We start from the raw sequence: 16,865 nt of genomic DNA on the forward strand, positions 1-16,865 counted from the left end.
ATATACTCTTTCTATTGGTTTCAATGGGTCTACAAAATTGGGTTTCATATTGACAGGACGATATTTAACCTTTTCATCTAAAAAAACAGCTATGTGTTTTAACCAATGCTGATCATCGCGTTTAGGGTAATCTTCACGACTGTGTGCTCCTCTACTTTCCTTACGTGTTAATGCTGCTGTAGCAGTCATTAAAGCGACGTCCATCAAATTGTCTAATTCCAAGGCCTGGATTCGTGCAGTATTAAAAATTTTACTCGTGTCCGTTAAAGCAGCATGTTTAAGACGCTCACGTAATTCTTTCAATTGTTTGAGCCCCTCTATCATGTGTTCTTCGATGCGAAATACGCCAAAGTTATTTTGCATTACTTTTTGCATTGCTTGTCGGATGAGTCTGTAATCTTCTCCCTTTTTAGAATTATTCCAGTGATCTACTCGTGAACATGCTGTTTCAATGTCACTTTCAGTGATGGAGTGTAGAGGTAAACCTTCTTTAATTGCTTTTTCAGCATGCAATCCCGAAGCTTTACCAAATACAACCAAATCTAACAAAGAATTACTGCCTAAGCGATTGGCACCATGAACAGAAACACAAGCACATTCGCCTATTGCATAAAGTCCTTCTACGATTTGATCTTTATCAGTAGATCCAATAGTAATCACTTGGCCATGCACATTTGTTGGAATTCCACCCATCATATAATGACATGTAGGAGTTACTGGAATGGGGTCAATAATCGGATCAGTGTGTGCGAAAGTGATAGCTAACTCTCGTATTCCAGGCAATCGTGAATTGATAACATCAGCGCTTAAATGATCGAGTTTAAGTTTTACATAATCAACACCTGCTGGATTAAAACCATTACCTGCGCGAAGTTCTAAAGCAATTGCCCGAGAAACAACATCACGCGAAGCAAGATCTTTGGCGTGTGGCGCATAGCGCTCCATAAACCGTTCACCGTTTTTATTGATAAGATAGCCACCTTCACCCCGAACAGCTTCAGTAATTAAGATGCCAACACCGGGCAAACCTGTCGGATGAAATTGCCACATTTCAATATCTTGCAAAGGAAGCCCAGCCCGTAATGACATTCCTAATCCGTCACCAGTATTAATCAATGCATTTGTTGAAGTTTCAAAAATCCGGCCTGCTCCGCCTGTTGCAAGAATAGTAGCTTTGGCATTAAAAAATGCTTTTTCACCTGTCTCAATGCAAAGGGCAATGACACCTGCAATTTTATTTTGAGAATTTTTTACAAGATCAATAGCAAACCATTCATTGAAAAAATGCGTTTTGGCTTTGATATTATTCTGAAATAAAGTATGTAGTAATGCATGTCCGGTGCGATCTGCAACTGCGCAAGTACGATGAGCAACTCCTTTTCCATAATCTATCGTCTGACCACCGAAAGCACGTTGATAAATCTTTCCATTATCAAGGCGTGAGAATGGCATGCCCATATGTTCTAAATCATACATCGCACCAGGTGCCATTTTACACATATATTCAATGCTGTCTTGATCCCCTAAGTAATCCGATCCTTTAACGGTATCAAACATATGCCAACGCCAATCATCAGTATGAACATTACCTAATGCGGCAGCAATTCCACCTTGCGCAGAAACAGTATGCGAACGTGTGGGATACACTTTCGAAATTACGGCAACCTTTAATCCTGAATGAGCAAGTTGTAATGAAGCGGTCATCCCTGCACCACCAGCGCCTACAATCACCGCATCGAATGTATAATTTACCAAGTTCATTTTTAATACTCCATTAAACTATTTTCCACAAAATTTCGACGCCCCAAAAAAAATAAATAATCAAGGTGAAAATGACTAATACCTGGATGATTAATCGCATGGCAATAGGATTGATGTAATCGGTGATGACCGTCCAAATGCCAACCCAGGCATGCAAAAATAAGCTTAACAATGCTGTTAGTGAAAACACTTGCATCCAGGTGACAGAGAAAAAATATCGTAAAGTAATATAATCAAGCTTTGGGTGGAGAAGAAAAAATCCTAATAAGACTAAAAAATAAATTGCGATTATGAGAGAGGAAAAACGTTGCGCTAACCAATCTCGCAAACCATTCCCAGTCAAACTCATACTAACTATTAATTTGTTTACCATAACCAACTCCCTAATAATATTGCCATAAGGACGGTAATGATTAAGGATATTCCTCCACTTATGCGTGCACTTCTGAGACTTTCTCCTATCCCAATATCCATCAATAGATGGCGTATCCCAGCAATGAGGTGATAAAATAACGCTACTAAAAAAAGCCACAATATCAATTTAGCAGGTAGATTTGTTAATAGGGTCTTTACACGTTCAAATCCTCCTGTTGAACCTGTAGCAATATCTAGCATCCATAATAGAAAAGGAATCAATAAAAAGACAAAAATGCCTGATAATCGATGTAATAGAGAAATAATAGCAGTGAATGGATATCGAATAGTGAATAAATTTAAATTACGAAATTGCTGCTTAATCATTTTTAATTCCTTTTGTTGAATCAGAAAAATTAAGACTTTTTTTTCGTCATTATTCGACGAATATCTGCTATAGCTGCAGAAGGATTTAAATGTTTGGGGCATACCACAGTACAATTCATAATCGTGCGGCAGCGAAAAACACTAAATGGATCTTGTAAATCAGCTAAACGTTTATCCGTTGCTTTATCGCGGCTATCTTGAAGAAAACGATCAGCCCATAACAAACCTGCAGGACCAATAAATTTTTCCGGATTCCACCAAGATGAAGGGCAAAAACTAGTACAACAAGCACATAAAATGCATTCGTATAACCCATCTAATTTGGCACGTTCTTCAGGTGTTTGTAGTCGTTCTGTAATAGGTGGCTGGGTGTCATTTTGTAAATAGGGCTGGACGCGTTCGTACTGCTCAAAAAATAATGTGAAATCTACCACTAAATCGCGAATAACGGGCATATTAACCAACGGCCTTATCACTATGGGAGGAGTCAAAGACGAAAGTGAAGTGATGCATGCTAAGCGATTCAATCCATTAATGTTCATGCCATCAGAACCGCATACACCTTCTCGGCAAGATGCACGAAATACCAGGGTCTCATCTTGCTGGTTTATTAGCTGAAGTGCATCCAGCACCATCATGTCAGAACCTGGCGGAATTTCCAGCTCATAATCCTTCATATAAGGAGCCGAATCGGCCTCTGGATTGTAGCGGGAAATTGAAAATCGCATTAAAGACCTCCTGTCTTTTAAGATACGAATACAACCATATATACTCAGTATCGCAAAAATAACAGTAGCAATATTGGGGAATAATTAAATATGATATCAATATCTCACTTTATCCTATTATCAATAAAAACATAACTCCCCAGCTACCCTTCGATGATAAGGTCAATCCCATTTTTTTTTGAGTTGATAAATCTAACTTCTTAATAAGTTGATAGAAATAGTAGTATCGTGTCATTTTGTTAAAGAGAATCATTTGGCCCAATTCAAACATGACAGTTTCAATTTTTTTAATTGAGCACACATTTATTATTTGGCTACAAAATCGAAATAATACACAAATCATTGCAATACAAGATGAGTACTAAGGACGGAACTTAATGATAAAGAGTAATACAATGGATAGTAAGCTTAATATGCCAGTTGATCCCGTTTCAAATGTCCTGAAATGGGTTCTCTTAATCACAGCAATACTATGTTTCCTTGTCATAATTTGGGGAACGGTGAAAACCTATCAATTAGCACCACCCTTACCGCATCAATTCGTCTCGGCTTCAGGAACAATTCTCATGACTGAAGAAGATATTGCTGCAGGAAAAGCAGGGTTTCAACGTGCGGATCTTATGGATTATGGCAGTATCTATGGAATGGGATCCTATTTTGGAGAAGATTATACCGCTCAATATCTTGTAGAATTAGGGCGTAAAACCGAAGAAAATATTGCGAATCTAAAATTTAAAAACTCTTTTGCGAATTTATCAGAAGGTGATCAATACATCACTCGAAAAGAAATGCAGCAGGCCCTGCAACAGGTCGATCTCAGCCATGATACTTCGATAATACCCGAAGTAATTGCAACAGCGATAACCCAACTTCAGGAAGAAATAGCAAATAGGGTTCTTCATCACGATCCAATTAAGGGCTGGACAAAAGCGTACAGCTTAAACCAGAAAAGTGCTATTCAGGTAGCTGATTTCCTGATTTACTCCTCATTAACCACTATTGCACATCGACCTGGAAAAGATTTTTCCTATACTAATAACTGGCCATATGAACCAACCATGGGTAATGTCCCTACTCCGGCAACCTTTTATTGGACATGGGTATCCTTTTGTTTCGTTTTTTTTGGTTTTGGCGTGATTATCTATATTTATCATCGTTATCTAAACGAACCAGATAATGCACCTATGACGCCCATTTTGCTAACCTTTAAAGAACTAACAATCAGCCAGAAAAAGGTAGGTAAATATTTTTTAATCGTTGCAATCATTTTATTAGTTCAAATTGCAGTAGGTGTCTTACTCGCACATTACTATACTGAGCGCACTGGATTTTATGGATTTAAAATCAACTCATTCTTGCCTTTTAATTTCTTACGCGACGTTCATACACAAACACCAATAGTTTGGATAACCCTTTCCTGGATTAGTTCTGCTGTTTTTCTAGCCCCTATCATTAGCGGCAAAGAGGCTAAAAGGCAGGGATTTTTTGTTGATTTATTGTTTTGGGTAACCCTGTTTATTGTAGCAGGCGCCATAATCGGCGATTACCTTGGCATTATGGGGGTTATTGATACAGCATGGTTTTGGATTGGGAATCAAGGATTATCCTATCTTCAACTTGGAAGACTTTGGCAGATAGGGTTTTGTGTGGGTCTTTTTTTGTGGAGTTTTATCGTTTTTCGAGGCATGTGGCCTACTTGGAACAGGGTAAAAACTGCAACTTTTGAGTTTTGGACAGGAAAAATTAAACTGGAACATTTGTTTTGGGCCAGCACCGTTAACATCGCCGTTTTGTATTGTTTCGGAATGATTCCATTAACGGGAATTGAAAAATCATTCACAATTACTGATTTTTGGCGCTGGTGGGTAGTACATCTTTGGGTTGAGCAATCCTTTGAATTCTTTGCAGCTTGTGCCACTGCCTATCTATTAATGGGCGTTGGATTAGTATCAAGGCCTTTGGCAGAAAGAACTATTTTTTTCGAAGCGATTCTAATTTTTCTAGGTGGCGTCATCGGGACAGGACATCATTGGTATTGGACAGGAGGTCCTGATATGTGGGTTCCACTAGGTTCAATGTTTTCATTTATTGAAGTACTACCCCTGGCTCTTCTAATCATCAATGCAATCCAGGAACAACAGAAAATTAAAAAAGATACGCATTTTCAACACCATTTGGCTTATCTATATATCTTAGGGGCTGCTTTTTGGAATTTCGTTGGTGCAGGTGTATTTGGTGGTGGCACATTAAATGCGCCCTTAGTGAATTATTATGAACACGGAACTTTTTTAACATTGAATCATGCACATACAGCTTTATTTGGAGCATTTGGATTACTTGCATTAGGAATGATCTATTTTTGCCTGCGTTATGCAGCAGGAGATAAAGCCCAGTGGAGCGATCGATTAGGCACCTGGGCGTTTTGGTTATATAACCTAGGGGTGATTTTGTGGATTTTCCTGAATTTCTTCCCTATAGGCTGGCCACAATTACAAGCAGTTTATGAACGTGGGCTAACCTTTGCACGTAGTCTTGAGTTTTACAATACAACTCTATTATGGCAGTGGTTGCGTATACCTGGGGATATTGCATTTGCCATAGCTGCTTTGCTAATGGCATATGATTTTGTAATGAAGTTCAAACTCTTTTTTGTAAAAAATACCGAAAATCAGCAAAGAAGTTAACAGTCAATCGCCAGAAATGGCAATTTGGCTGTTTCAACAAAAGTCTTACAGAAAAGGATCACTAGAATAAATATCATCTTTTATCTTCTTTGTCAGCTGATCTTTTAACCCAAGCTCTTCGATAATTTGTTGAATCATTAACGTTTTGATATAAGCCATTGATAATTGCAAAAGATGTAGGGACATTACAGATAATGTTTGGGCCTTTTCATGGTTAGATGAAAATTTCCCCAGCGCGGCCATAGAATAGAATAAATTAACCGTTGGTTGTTCTATTTTATTAAACCCCTAACTTAGATTGAGCATTGATTGCTTTGGTTTTCTTATTATACAAAATATCATTATAAAATATGGACTTGAATTTTATACATGGTATTTTAGTCGTTGGGATTTAAAATTCAGCTTATTCAATGAGAGCATAGAGGCTATTGACAATTCGCTTAACTTCTTAGATTCAGCAGCTTGTCCGCGGTGTCCCTTTCTTTCTTGATAAAACAAAACATCCTCTTATGTCCAAAATCCACAGATACCGTGGTATATCGACGCAGGATGAGTCGTCAACGACCTAACCTTAGCCAAAATCTGAACGAGTTAGTTATGCCAAAAAAATATCCAAACACAGCAAAAAATCAACGTGTTAATGCTCAAAACCAACCTTATACTAGGGTATGGCAAGCCATCGATGAAAAAAAATTTATTCAGGGCCTAAAACTTCTGCAAACTATTCCCAAGGATAATCAGGCAAAATGGTTTCCTGCACAAGCAAGATGTTTGTTTGGACTTAAACGATATGATGAGGCAATCAGGATCTATCAAGACATGCGCGGTTGGAGAACAAATCGCACCTCACTCCTCGGTATTGCCCGTTGCTATCAAGAACAGGGATTGCATGAGCTTGCGCTAAAAACAATGAAGCAAATACCAAATTGGAAAACAGATAAGGATCTTCTAGTTAACCTTGCTTGTCTTCTTGAGGCCGCAAAAAAATATAAGAAAGCTATTCAATTTTTCAAACGAATTCCTAATTGGGAATATGATAAACGGGCGCGTCTAGGTCTTGGTTATTGTTATGAAGGAATTGGCGATTTTGAGCAAGCAAGAGTACAGTTTGAAAACGCTCCGAATTTAGCAAATGACAAAGAATCTTTATTATGTCTTGGATACTGTCATCAAAAGATGGGAAACTATGAGCTAGCTATCTCTACTTTCAAACGGATCAGAAACTGGCGGCATGATAAACAAGCTTTATTAGGTATTGCTTTTTGTAATCAACACATGGGGAGTTATGAGGAGGCTGTTGATACGTTAAATGAAATTGGAGCAACTGATGTTGATGCTGCAATAGCCCTTGCTCGTCGCTTGGAAGATGAGAGAAATTATAATAAGGCCTTAGAAACACTTCTGAATGTCCCAAGTAATGAGAGAACTAACGCATTTTACATCAGTCTTGCCCGTTGCTATGAAGAAATGGGAAATTATCCAGAGGCATTGGCGGCTTATGAGCAAATACCTAATTTAGACTATGAATCAGATGCCTTGCTAGGCCTTGCTATTTGTCATGAATTAATGGGGAATTTTTCTAAGGCACTGACATTTTTTGATAAGCTTTTAAATTTAAAACGCGATCAGAATACCTTGTTAGGCCTTGCCCGTTGTTATGAAAAAATGGGCGATTATGCTCAGGCACTTGGTATTTATGATGAACTCCTAAGTTGGCGATCCAATAAGACGACCTTATTAAGCCTCGCCCGCTGTTACGAAGCAATGGGGCTTTTTGATGAAGCACTCAATAGTTATAAAAAAATCAACCATTGGAATCTTGATAAACAGGTCTTATTAGGACTTGCTATTTGTCATGAATTAATGGGGGATTATGATGAAGCTCATAAATATTACCAACACATTAACAATTTTGAGAACGATAATGAAGTGAGCTTAAGTCGCGCTCATTGTTACCAAGCAATGGGCAACTACGATAAGGCATTGGAGATTATCGATACAATTCCAGCCTCAGAACGAACTAAACCCGTTTACATCTTTTATGCTCGCTGCCTTGCGGACATGTTGAATTTTCCTTCTGCACTGCAGGCCTATAAGCAAATTTTAAACTGGGAAAATGATAGACAGGTCTTGCAACACCTTGCAATTTGCAAAGCCGACATGGGACATTTTGATAAGGCAATTACTATTTTTCATAAAATTCCACACTGGCAAATTGATAAGACGATTTTAATAAGCCTTGCTCATGCTTTTGTAAAAATGGGGGATTATAATCAAGCCCTAGCCACTTATCAGCAAATTGCTTACTGGGAAACTGATAAAAAGGCCTTATTAAGTATTGGCCGTTGCTATGAAAAAATGGGTGAGTACACCAAGGCGCTTGAGACTTACCAGAGCATTCCTAACTGGGAAAATGATAAACAAGCCTTATTAAGCATTGCTGTTTGTAATGGGCCCTATCATGACAATGTAAACGAGGCGTTGTGGACGCTCGAAACGTTTCTTAATCTTGACCATTCTTTTGCAGAGGAACAACCGAGCTCACTAATCAGTGAGGAGGCCGATTTGTTGAGCCTAAAACAACAGGTACAAAGAAACCCTCGCTTAGCGGATGTTGTTGTTGAGAGAAGTGAGCTAGAGGTAAAGGGATCGCGTATTGACGGCTTAGATTTGGCCTCAGCAAATCCAGATTTTCATCCAATAGGGCAACAACCAACTACCGAAGTAGAAACACCAAAGCACCCTTCATCTGTCGACTCACAAATACCCATTAATCCACCAGCTAGTAGGGCCTTATCACCAACAATGCATGACCACAAATCAAGTGCTTTGAATGCGATAAAAACCGACTGTAAGCCTAGTCTCTCTCAAGCGACGGAACAAAAAACCAAACCGAAATCGACTGTTAGTGGGTCTAAGCAAGGGTTTTTCCAACCAGCAGCAGAGAGTTTATCTGACTTTAATCACCCTAATGAAACGGACTCACCTGAGTCCAAAGTCCCGTCCTCGAAACGACTTTCAAAAAAAAGACGTACCGCCCTTCGGGCACACTCGAAAGCGTCTGAGGTCATGGATATTCCCTATGATTGTTATGATTCAGGTCAAGCGGAGACTATTCCAAAATGCACTTTGTTTTAGGCCTATTTTTTATTCTTTGGGAATTCTGCTGATTTTGATCCAACTTTGATTATATTTTTCAACAGGCTGGAGGGTTTTGTTAACCGCACTGCTATTTATGCAAGCCCAACAAACAATTAATGCACATTGATAAAAAATAGGGTTGATTTACCTAAGGAACGGTTTAACTACTTGGTTAAGCTAAATTAAGCTTTGAACTTTCTTCACTGGAAGGATTTTGCTCACTTGTTAAAATGCTTTCGAGCAACTTTCCAGTGCGGTTGCTGAAAAAACCTTTGTCAATTTGAGGATAGTTTTCTTTTACTTCCTTAATCGCATTTGGGACGTCCATGAATTTTGTAAGACGTAATAATTCTTGCAAACCTGCAATTTTTTCCTCTTTTCTTTCTTTATGTATACATATATAAAAACTGCTTATTTCTGCATTAAGCTCGTCTATGCGTGCCTGTACTAAACCCACTTTTTCGGGACACAGTCTTGATGAGATGACATCATAAGAATAATGAGTACTTTTAGCATCCATTAGGCCGTGTACTTTTCTTCCATCATATTCTGGTACTGCGTTTAACTCCGCAAAGTCATTTTGATATTGTTCAACTTGATTTTCATTAAGATAATCATTGGCTACTAATGATTTAAACAGGGGATCTAAAGTTTCTTGCTCGATGTAAAAAATGCCGCGATACAACCGCATAATATTTTTTAACATTTCAAAGAAGTATGTTGCTTGGTGAGCAGGTACACCATGCATGCCTGAATCGGGAGAATAACTAACGGGTAATTGATAATGGCCCTGCAAAGAGTGAACCGCTCTTTCTATTCTGCTACGCAGGACGTAATTAACCTGATACATAGAAAATCTAAACAAAATACTATCAGGATAGCTCGCAGTGTAATGAGTAAGCGGCGCTAAGCCGTATACTTCATAAGCGCCAATCACTGATTTTTTCTTTTCAAATTGCAACTCAATTTTGGATTTCATTTTTTTTCTATCAACAAGTAATTACGGACAGCATTATATCAAAAATAATTACAGAGCCTATATAAATACCAAGTTATGGTCATTGCGAGTACAATTATATTTAAATTAAGTCAAAATCAGAAAATAATAGCAGTTCTCAATCGATACATTTATTGTCTGTGAATCATTCTCTTGAGGCAGTTAGGGTCATGGGGCCTCGTCTTTTTGCGATCACATAAAGCCCCTTAGGCCCCGCTTTTAGGTAGGCTCTTGGGGCTTTGATGAATCTGTTGGACGAAAGATAAATAAAAAAGGCCTTTATATCAAGGCCTATCGGATGCTTTTGGATGTCTCGGGAAGTCAATATGGTGGAGGCGGCGGGAATTGAATTCAATTCCTGTGGTGTTGATTTTATTGATGAAATTATTGGTATATTTTAAATATACCAACAAAAGTACCAACAGATGTTTTTGAATCATCTTTGACGTTAAGAACCTAGATCTTCGAAATCTTGGCGCAGCATAACAACCCCGCAAATCCTTTTGAGATGATTAAGAGCCTTGTACTCTATGCTGTTCTTGATATTACACTCTCATAATAATTGCCAATTTAGAACGTCATTTGTTACTGACAAAGTAAACCAATTTTTAAATACTACCTGCTTTCTCTATAACAAGTATTCTTGCAGCCCCTTGTGGATGAGCTACGTGCTCACATCCTTCTTTCAAATAACATATATCTCCAGCCTTTAATTCTTTTTGATTTTCTACACCACCCTCAAGGTAGTGCATAATTACGTGCCCTTCCAGAACAACAAAAACTTCATCTCCATCATTTTTATGCCAGATGTATGGTTGATCTGTCCAATGAAGTCTAATAGTCGCACCGCCAGATATTTGAGCAATATCCAGTGCTTGCCAAGCAAAATCGCCAGTAAATAATGATGATTTGATTATTTGCATAATGCCCCAAGTATTCCGATAAAAATTTTTAGTATAATACCGAAATTCAAAAATTTCTCCAGGTTATTCGATTATGCAGCAGCCAGAATAAATAACCCATTTTGTTCTAATTGTCTGATTGAAAGATAATCACTTTCAACTTGCTCTCTTGATTCATGACTTAGAATTAATAAACCTGGCATGGAAAAGAGGTCGACAGTTTTCTTAAGGTAAGTCCCAGGTCGGACGTTAAGTTTAAGTGTTACAAAACTATTTAATTTTTTAATATATTCCATATTTTGATGCTCATCTGATATATAGCTTTCAAAATGAGAGATTAAAAAGACTATCCTGGTATGTTTTATGAGTTTAAATCCAATTTTATTTTCCGATATTTTAGATTTGTTTAATATCGAGTCTAGTGTTACGTCCAGATGACTATTTCCAGTAGCTAATCTACATGCAGGAATAGCAACACCTCCATGAGGGCGAATTCCTGTTTCAATTAATTGTGGTCCTTTATCTGTAAGCATAATTTCTGAATGGGCCGGACCGTATTTAATTCCTAAACCATCAAGTACTTTGTATGCATATTCAGCAAGTGTATGCTGTATATTTCCTGTTTCAGGTAAAAAATCTAAATAGTCATAAACAAATTTTGAATTATTAGCATTGGTTTTTTTATAACAACAAATATTCGTTATTATATGATTACCTGCAATACTTGTAGAATCTACTACATATTCTGTGCCGGTTAAGTATTCCTGAGCTATTAAATCGTCATTTTTAAAATTAAGCTGATTAACTTTGCCTAAATTCTGTTTGACGGCGTCAATTAACTCATCTTCATTAAAGCAAACAAGTACGCTATCAGTTCCTGCACTTTTTAATGGTTTAATGACAACACCGCAGTCAAACAAATTATTACTATTAACCCAAGCTAAGAATTCACCAGGCAAGTTACTTTTAATTGCCCTGGGAACATCTACATGAAGTTGACTTAATTGTTGCGCCATTTCATATTTATTTCTTCTACAGCTGCTTAAGGCTGTCCCATTTGAATACTCGGTGCAAAATCTTTCAGATATCTTATCCGCTAATTCTACCCCAGACTCAGCACCGGCTAGAACCATCGTTAGATCTTTTTCTTTTAAGAACTCATTTAATTCGCAAAAAAATTCTGAATTTTCAGAATAAGTAAAAATATATTTAAAATCAGAAGGTTTAAAAGAGTCCCTATATACTTCAATAATTGGATAATGTGACAAAATGGCAACGGGAATAATGTCTCGTTTTATTAGTGCTTCAGCATATAAAGCTCCTGAAGAAAAAGGGTCAACAATTAATGCATATTTATTCATATCGATCTCACTTTTACGTAAATTAAATTATTACTAAACCGCAACAGAATAGTTTGGTGTTTGTTGTTTTAGATTTTTATTTGTATAGAAATATAATATAGTCTCTACTATTAACATTCCTGCGCTCACCCCAATTCCAATTACCATTAAATCAAAAGAAGGTTTGGAAACAAAAAAAGCTAGGCCAAGCGGTGCAAGAGCTTTTATAATTGCAGTCATCGCAGTTATGCGACCAGTCCATTCGAGTATTTCGTCGGTGTTTGATACGGCGTCATAAATAAATTCACGTTGCTTTATACGAAAACAGCTGACCAAAAATCCAAGAAATAATGTAGCTGTGCTTATTAGGTATATATCCGTTATTGCAAAAAATAAAATATCGACCAATAAAATACCGAGGAAAGCTAATATCCATATCTTTGAAAAGGTTCCTTTTTCTAACATAATAAAAGTGGCTAAGAATCCACCAAACTCTGCCGCAGCATCAATAAATCCATATTGTGATGCTGACCACATTTTTTCATGTTGAGCAATTAAAGGTACCAAAAAATTAAAAGCAGAAATTTGTGTCATTAGTAATGTTAGACCGATAAATGCAAGTCTTAAAACTGGTAAATTAGTTTTTTGAGTCATTTTCTGATAAAAGGCATTTTTTTTATTTTGGCTTGTACTGATGCTTTGCTTGTTTACATCTGACTGCATTCTGAAAAACATTGCACCGATTAAATAAGTAACAATGCAAAAAAGCAAAACAGCAACCATATTCCCTAGCCCCAATATTAGCCCAAGCAAGGCAGCGCCAAGAAAAGACGAGCTAAGAGTAGCTATTTGTAGAATGCGAGAGGCTTTGTTCGAGCTTATTCTTTTTTCGAGTACTTCCTGAGCCATCATTGCTTCAAGAGTTATTGTGCTCAAAAAGTTAATCATTGTTGCTACCATACCTGCGAGATAAAGAAGCCAAATGGTTTCGTGCCATAATAACGGTAAGAATATAATAGAGAAACTAACCCCGATGACTCTTATCCACATAAAAGAACGACTAGGTGTTTTTTCTAGCATCCGTCTGAAACCAATGCTCGATTTTTGTAATGCAAAAGTTACGATAGTAATCAAACAAAGAAAAAGACCTAATGTTTTTGCTGAGCCATCTAACGTTAAAACTCTCCAGATAATAGCTAGTCCAAATAATATGTCACCTGAGAGAGTAAGCGAGAGGGCGATCATAAGTTTTAAATAACGTATCATAGTAATAATCCTAATTTTAAATATTTAGAGATAAAAAATCTGATCTTTAACGCGAACAGCTGGGATTGAGTTTTTTAGTAAGGAAACAATCTTGAAGCGTCCATCATGCCAAGGACATTGAATCATTTGTGATTCTCGACATACCTTCCCTAGACTTAATGGACCACCTCGGTGAGGGCATTTATCAGGTATTGCGAAGCGTTTATTATTTGATTTTACGATAAAATAATTTTCATCGTTTTTACAGAACCTATCTTTTATGATGCGTTTTTTATTAATCATTTTTATGCTCCAGTTGAAATTGCAATTGGCTGAACTACATATTGAGTATTTTCTGATTGCGAGACCGTGGAGTGTAACCGACCTTTAGGTATCACAATTTTAGTGCTAGCTTTTAATGTAATGGGGCTTATGCTATTAGGATAGAAAATTAACTCCCCCCTGGTTACTTGAAACAATTCATCTTCTGTATGTAAGTGAGCGGTAGTGGTTTCAAGTTCGGTCTCATTAAATGTTAACTTTTCCTTAAGAGGAGCGTAATTGCCAGGAAAATAGTTTTCATCTAATTGATCGCTGAACTGAATTTGCTGGATTAAATCGGTATCTGCCATGCTTTGCAGTAATCTGAATGCTTCAAATCCAAATAAAATATCCTCAATTACTTCTTCTCCATATTTATCGATACTTGTAGCTATTATTTTTTCAAGAACCATACGTCTATGATGTTTGTCTATATGGACATGTTCGTCAAAATATTTTGTATTAATATCAGGTAAAATGTTTTTTAAAATTCCACTAACTTGCTTGTTAAAATGGGGAATACTTGCTTCGGTGTAATATAACGTCCCTATATATTTGAACCAATCAGATTTATTTTTGCATATACAATGAAAGTAATTAACTAACATAAGTGATGTAGTTAGATAATCATTATAGTAATGATGTATAGCAGGGCTTAAATTAGCTGAAAGCATAGTAGCTTCAAATAGGGTAGAGTGTTTTGTTTCATGAATTCCATAACCATACTCATCTATGAATACTTTCATTAATTCTGATTGTTCAGGCCCGAAGGAACCTGGTAATGCTCTTGCCATTGCTGAAGCTTCACTAAGGAAATCAGGAGCCATTTGAATAAGCAGCATTTTGGCGGCTCGTATGGGATTTTTGGAATTAGATATAACAGAGCAAAGCTCACTAGCCTCTTTTTCTTGGCCATGAATAGTATTAGTTAGGTAATCTAATAATTTTGGTTTAGTCCAATTACCTATTATTTCAATTTCATTTTTTAAAAAATTGAATACTAACATTTCAAGTTTAGGTAACATTGCTTTGCCAATAGCTACATAATATGGATCATAGAAGTTAGCGAAGTCTCTTTTGGCTTCGTTCAAGTTGTTATTGCCCAAAAATAAAAGATCTTGCTCGTAAATATTAAGCAACAGCTTATTGATGATAAGGTTTTTATTAGTATTTACTTCAGATAGTGTAATTGCAGAATCATAGTTAATGTTTAATGCATCATTGGTTCTCAATGGTCGTATATATGGATTTGGAGGGGTTAGAAATGGTGCATCACTAAAACAGGGGTTGAGCAGATATATATTTAACCACTCCTTAAAGTTTTGCTGAATGAGGTTGCCAGGCATATAAGATCCTTATTATTATTTTAACAGACGACAAATTCCATAAAATGAAAAATACCATACAGTAAAAATATGTCAACAAATTTAGTGATTATTAATTCTGAATATAGAAATATTTTACAAATAGTTGAGTTATCCGCGAAGACCAGGCTATAATCTACAAATATTGTATAAAGTAGATGACTAATATAAATACATCTTTTTGGATTAGAGAAAGTAAAAAATGATTAGAAGAAAAGTGAAAAAAATTGATTTTACAGTTCTTGGTGAAAATATTACTCGTCTAATGAACGCCTGTGGCATAGATGCAACTGAGCTTTCTCAACAAACAGGCTTACCATGCAGCACTATTAGTAGGTTGCGATCTAACTCCTGCGAGTTTAGTCCTAATATATCTTCTCTATTACCAATAGCTGAATATTTTTGTATCAATTTAAGTCAATTAATCGGGGAAGAGCCTATTAAGCAAGATATGTATGCCACCTTCAAACCGATTAAAGTTCGAAAATTACCAATTCCAATTTTGCAATCAGAAACTATTCTTACTTACTTAGATAGTATGGAGTTAGGTGATAATCCATTGCTAAACATTGATTTTCCATTAAGTGAAAGAGCATTTGCTTATTTACTACGTGGTAATTCAATGGAACCGCAATTCCCAGACAAAACGCTATTGATTATAGATCCTTATATTGAAGAAGAAAATTTAGACCATGTATTGGTACTTCCAGCAGGAAAAAAAATACCTCTATTTAGGCAAATTTTAATTGATGGTGAAGAAACATATATTAGAACTTTAAATCCGGCTTTTAACGAGTTCGTAAAACTGGATGATAACACCCATAAAATATTAGGTGTTATGGTGCAAGCACGAATGAATTTTAAAGAAGTTAGCATGACCTCTTTGCAAAATGACATGGATAAGAAACTTAAAGTTTCAGAGAAAAGTTGAGTGTAATATGAATTCCAATGCTGTACCTATAAAACCAATTGTTTTGCTTAGCATGCTTTACATGTCCTTATTTTTTGCATCAGTAACAGTGGGGTATAAGATTGTAGCTTTTGGCAATCAACTTTATTGTGCGTCGGTTTTAATATTCCCATTATTATTCCCTTTCAGTGATGCTCTAACAGAAATTTACGGCGTACAGATTGCTAAAAGCATGGTTTGGTATACGGTAATTTGTGAAGCCGTCTTTGTCGGATTAACGAATGTTGCCATTAGACTCCCATCACCCCCAAATTGGCATCATCAAGCAAAATATGATTTCTTTATTGGTGGGTATACTCATATACTTTTGGCCAATGCCACTGCGTTAATAGTAAGCTTTTATTTAAATATTCTATTAGTAAATAAATGGCGGATACTATTAAAGGGCAAGCATTATTACATGCGTAGCCTTGGGGCCACTGCTGTGGGAGAGGTTACATACACGATTATTACTAACGCTATAACCTATTATGGTGTTTTGCGTTGGCAAGAGACCGCAAATATTATTATTTCTGATTACCTTGTTAAGTTAGTTTATTCTGCAATTATAGCGTACCCTGCTGCGCTATTGGTGGTTTATCTCAAGGTTAAATATAAAATAGATAATACCCAGGTGGTGTTTAATCCTTTTATGAAAAATAAAATAGTTAAAATAGCGGACTATAGATAAT

At 36.6% G+C, this 16,865-nt stretch carries 14 protein-coding genes; 4 read left to right on the top strand and 10 right to left on the bottom strand.

What is annotated here, in order from left to right; translation table 11 throughout:
* The 4 genes from sdhA to Ldro_RS13600 form a co-directional block, all read right to left on the bottom strand.
* Nucleotides 1–1,761, bottom strand: a 1,761-nt coding sequence (gene sdhA / locus Ldro_RS16525; protein WP_058496971.1) for a succinate dehydrogenase flavoprotein subunit, incomplete at its 3' end; no start/stop codon positions are given.
* A 13-nt stretch (nt 1,762–1,774) separates the two neighbouring features.
* Entirely contained in the window at nt 1,775–2,134 is a 360-nt protein-coding gene (gene sdhD / locus Ldro_RS13590; RefSeq protein ID WP_058496972.1) for a succinate dehydrogenase, hydrophobic membrane anchor protein, read from the bottom strand.
* Complete coding sequence (sdhC, locus tag Ldro_RS13595) at nt 2,128–2,502, bottom strand: succinate dehydrogenase, cytochrome b556 subunit (protein WP_058496973.1); 375 nt, start codon at nt 2,500–2,502, stop codon at nt 2,128–2,130. Before sdhC ends, sdhD begins: the two co-directional genes overlap by 7 nt.
* Nucleotides 2,503–2,531: 29 nt before the next feature.
* Nucleotides 2,532–3,230, bottom strand: a complete 699-nt coding sequence (locus Ldro_RS13600) for a succinate dehydrogenase iron-sulfur subunit (protein ID WP_058496974.1) — start codon at nt 3,228–3,230, stop codon at nt 2,532–2,534.
* Nucleotides 3,231–3,625: 395 nt separating this feature from the next.
* Between Ldro_RS13600 and Ldro_RS13605 the strand changes: the two genes are divergently transcribed.
* Nucleotides 3,626–5,914: a nitric-oxide reductase large subunit gene (locus Ldro_RS13605; RefSeq protein ID WP_157066491.1), complete on the top strand. Its 2,289-nt coding sequence runs from the start codon at nt 3,626–3,628 to the stop codon at nt 5,912–5,914.
* Between the two features lie 597 nt (nt 5,915–6,511).
* On the top strand, nt 6,512–9,052 hold the full coding sequence (locus Ldro_RS13615) for a tetratricopeptide repeat protein (protein ID WP_058496977.1): 2,541 nt from the start codon (nt 6,512–6,514) through the stop codon (nt 9,050–9,052).
* A 175-nt stretch (nt 9,053–9,227) separates the two neighbouring features.
* On the opposite strand, the gene Ldro_RS13620 is transcribed toward Ldro_RS13615, so the two are convergent.
* From Ldro_RS13620 to Ldro_RS13645, 6 genes are all read right to left on the bottom strand, one after another.
* On the bottom strand, nt 9,228–10,034 hold the full coding sequence (locus Ldro_RS13620; RefSeq protein ID WP_058496978.1) for a hypothetical protein: 807 nt from the start codon (nt 10,032–10,034) through the stop codon (nt 9,228–9,230).
* Between the two features lie 626 nt (nt 10,035–10,660).
* Entirely contained in the window at nt 10,661–10,975 is a 315-nt protein-coding gene (locus tag Ldro_RS13625; protein ID WP_058496979.1) for a cupin domain-containing protein, read from the bottom strand.
* Between the two features lie 71 nt (nt 10,976–11,046).
* Nucleotides 11,047–12,315, bottom strand: coding sequence for an ATP-grasp domain-containing protein (locus Ldro_RS13630; RefSeq protein WP_058496980.1), 1,269 nt, complete (start codon nt 12,313–12,315; stop codon nt 11,047–11,049).
* 33 nt (nt 12,316–12,348) lie between these two features.
* On the bottom strand, nt 12,349–13,560 hold the full coding sequence (locus tag Ldro_RS13635; protein ID WP_058496981.1) for an MFS transporter: 1,212 nt from the start codon (nt 13,558–13,560) through the stop codon (nt 12,349–12,351).
* 24 nt (nt 13,561–13,584) lie between these two features.
* On the bottom strand, nt 13,585–13,842 hold the full coding sequence (locus Ldro_RS13640; RefSeq protein ID WP_058496982.1) for a Rieske (2Fe-2S) protein: 258 nt from the start codon (nt 13,840–13,842) through the stop codon (nt 13,585–13,587).
* Nucleotides 13,843–13,844: 2 nt separating this feature from the next.
* Nucleotides 13,845–15,206, bottom strand: a complete 1,362-nt coding sequence (locus tag Ldro_RS13645) for an iron-containing redox enzyme family protein (protein WP_058496983.1) — start codon at nt 15,204–15,206, stop codon at nt 13,845–13,847.
* A 220-nt stretch (nt 15,207–15,426) separates the two neighbouring features.
* Between Ldro_RS13645 and Ldro_RS13650 the strand changes: the two genes are divergently transcribed.
* Complete coding sequence (locus Ldro_RS13650; protein ID WP_058496984.1) at nt 15,427–16,155, top strand: helix-turn-helix domain-containing protein; 729 nt, start codon at nt 15,427–15,429, stop codon at nt 16,153–16,155.
* A 7-nt stretch (nt 16,156–16,162) separates the two neighbouring features.
* Nucleotides 16,163–16,864: a queuosine precursor transporter gene (locus tag Ldro_RS13655; RefSeq protein ID WP_058496985.1), complete on the top strand. Its 702-nt coding sequence runs from the start codon at nt 16,163–16,165 to the stop codon at nt 16,862–16,864.
* Nucleotide 16,865: the final 1 nt, after the last annotated feature.

Source organism: Legionella drozanskii LLAP-1 (assembly GCF_001467585.1).
GTDB lineage: Bacteria > Pseudomonadota > Gammaproteobacteria > Legionellales > Legionellaceae > Tatlockia > Tatlockia drozanskii.

Bases quoted from the DNA above. Each gene is read 5' to 3' on its own strand.
- sdhD (WP_058496972.1), bottom strand. From the start codon at position 2,134: ATGGTAAACAAATTAATAGTTAGTATGAGTTTGACTGGGAATGGTTTG.
- sdhC (WP_058496973.1), bottom strand. From the start codon at position 2,502: ATGATTAAGCAGCAATTTCGTAATTTAAATTTATTCACTATTCGATAT.
- Ldro_RS13600 (WP_058496974.1), bottom strand. From the start codon at position 3,230: ATGCGATTTTCAATTTCCCGCTACAATCCAGAGGCCGATTCGGCTCCT.
- Ldro_RS13605 (WP_157066491.1), top strand. From the start codon at position 3,626: ATGGATAGTAAGCTTAATATGCCAGTTGATCCCGTTTCAAATGTCCTG.
- Ldro_RS13615 (WP_058496977.1), top strand. From the start codon at position 6,512: ATGCCAAAAAAATATCCAAACACAGCAAAAAATCAACGTGTTAATGCT.
- Ldro_RS13620 (WP_058496978.1), bottom strand. From the start codon at position 10,034: ATGAAATCCAAAATTGAGTTGCAATTTGAAAAGAAAAAATCAGTGATT.
- Ldro_RS13625 (WP_058496979.1), bottom strand. From the start codon at position 10,975: ATGCAAATAATCAAATCATCATTATTTACTGGCGATTTTGCTTGGCAA.
- Ldro_RS13630 (WP_058496980.1), bottom strand. From the start codon at position 12,315: ATGAATAAATATGCATTAATTGTTGACCCTTTTTCTTCAGGAGCTTTA.
- Ldro_RS13635 (WP_058496981.1), bottom strand. From the start codon at position 13,560: ATGATACGTTATTTAAAACTTATGATCGCCCTCTCGCTTACTCTCTCA.
- Ldro_RS13640 (WP_058496982.1), bottom strand. From the start codon at position 13,842: ATGATTAATAAAAAACGCATCATAAAAGATAGGTTCTGTAAAAACGAT.
- Ldro_RS13645 (WP_058496983.1), bottom strand. From the start codon at position 15,206: ATGCCTGGCAACCTCATTCAGCAAAACTTTAAGGAGTGGTTAAATATA.
- Ldro_RS13650 (WP_058496984.1), top strand. From the start codon at position 15,427: ATGATTAGAAGAAAAGTGAAAAAAATTGATTTTACAGTTCTTGGTGAA.
- Ldro_RS13655 (WP_058496985.1), top strand. From the start codon at position 16,163: ATGAATTCCAATGCTGTACCTATAAAACCAATTGTTTTGCTTAGCATG.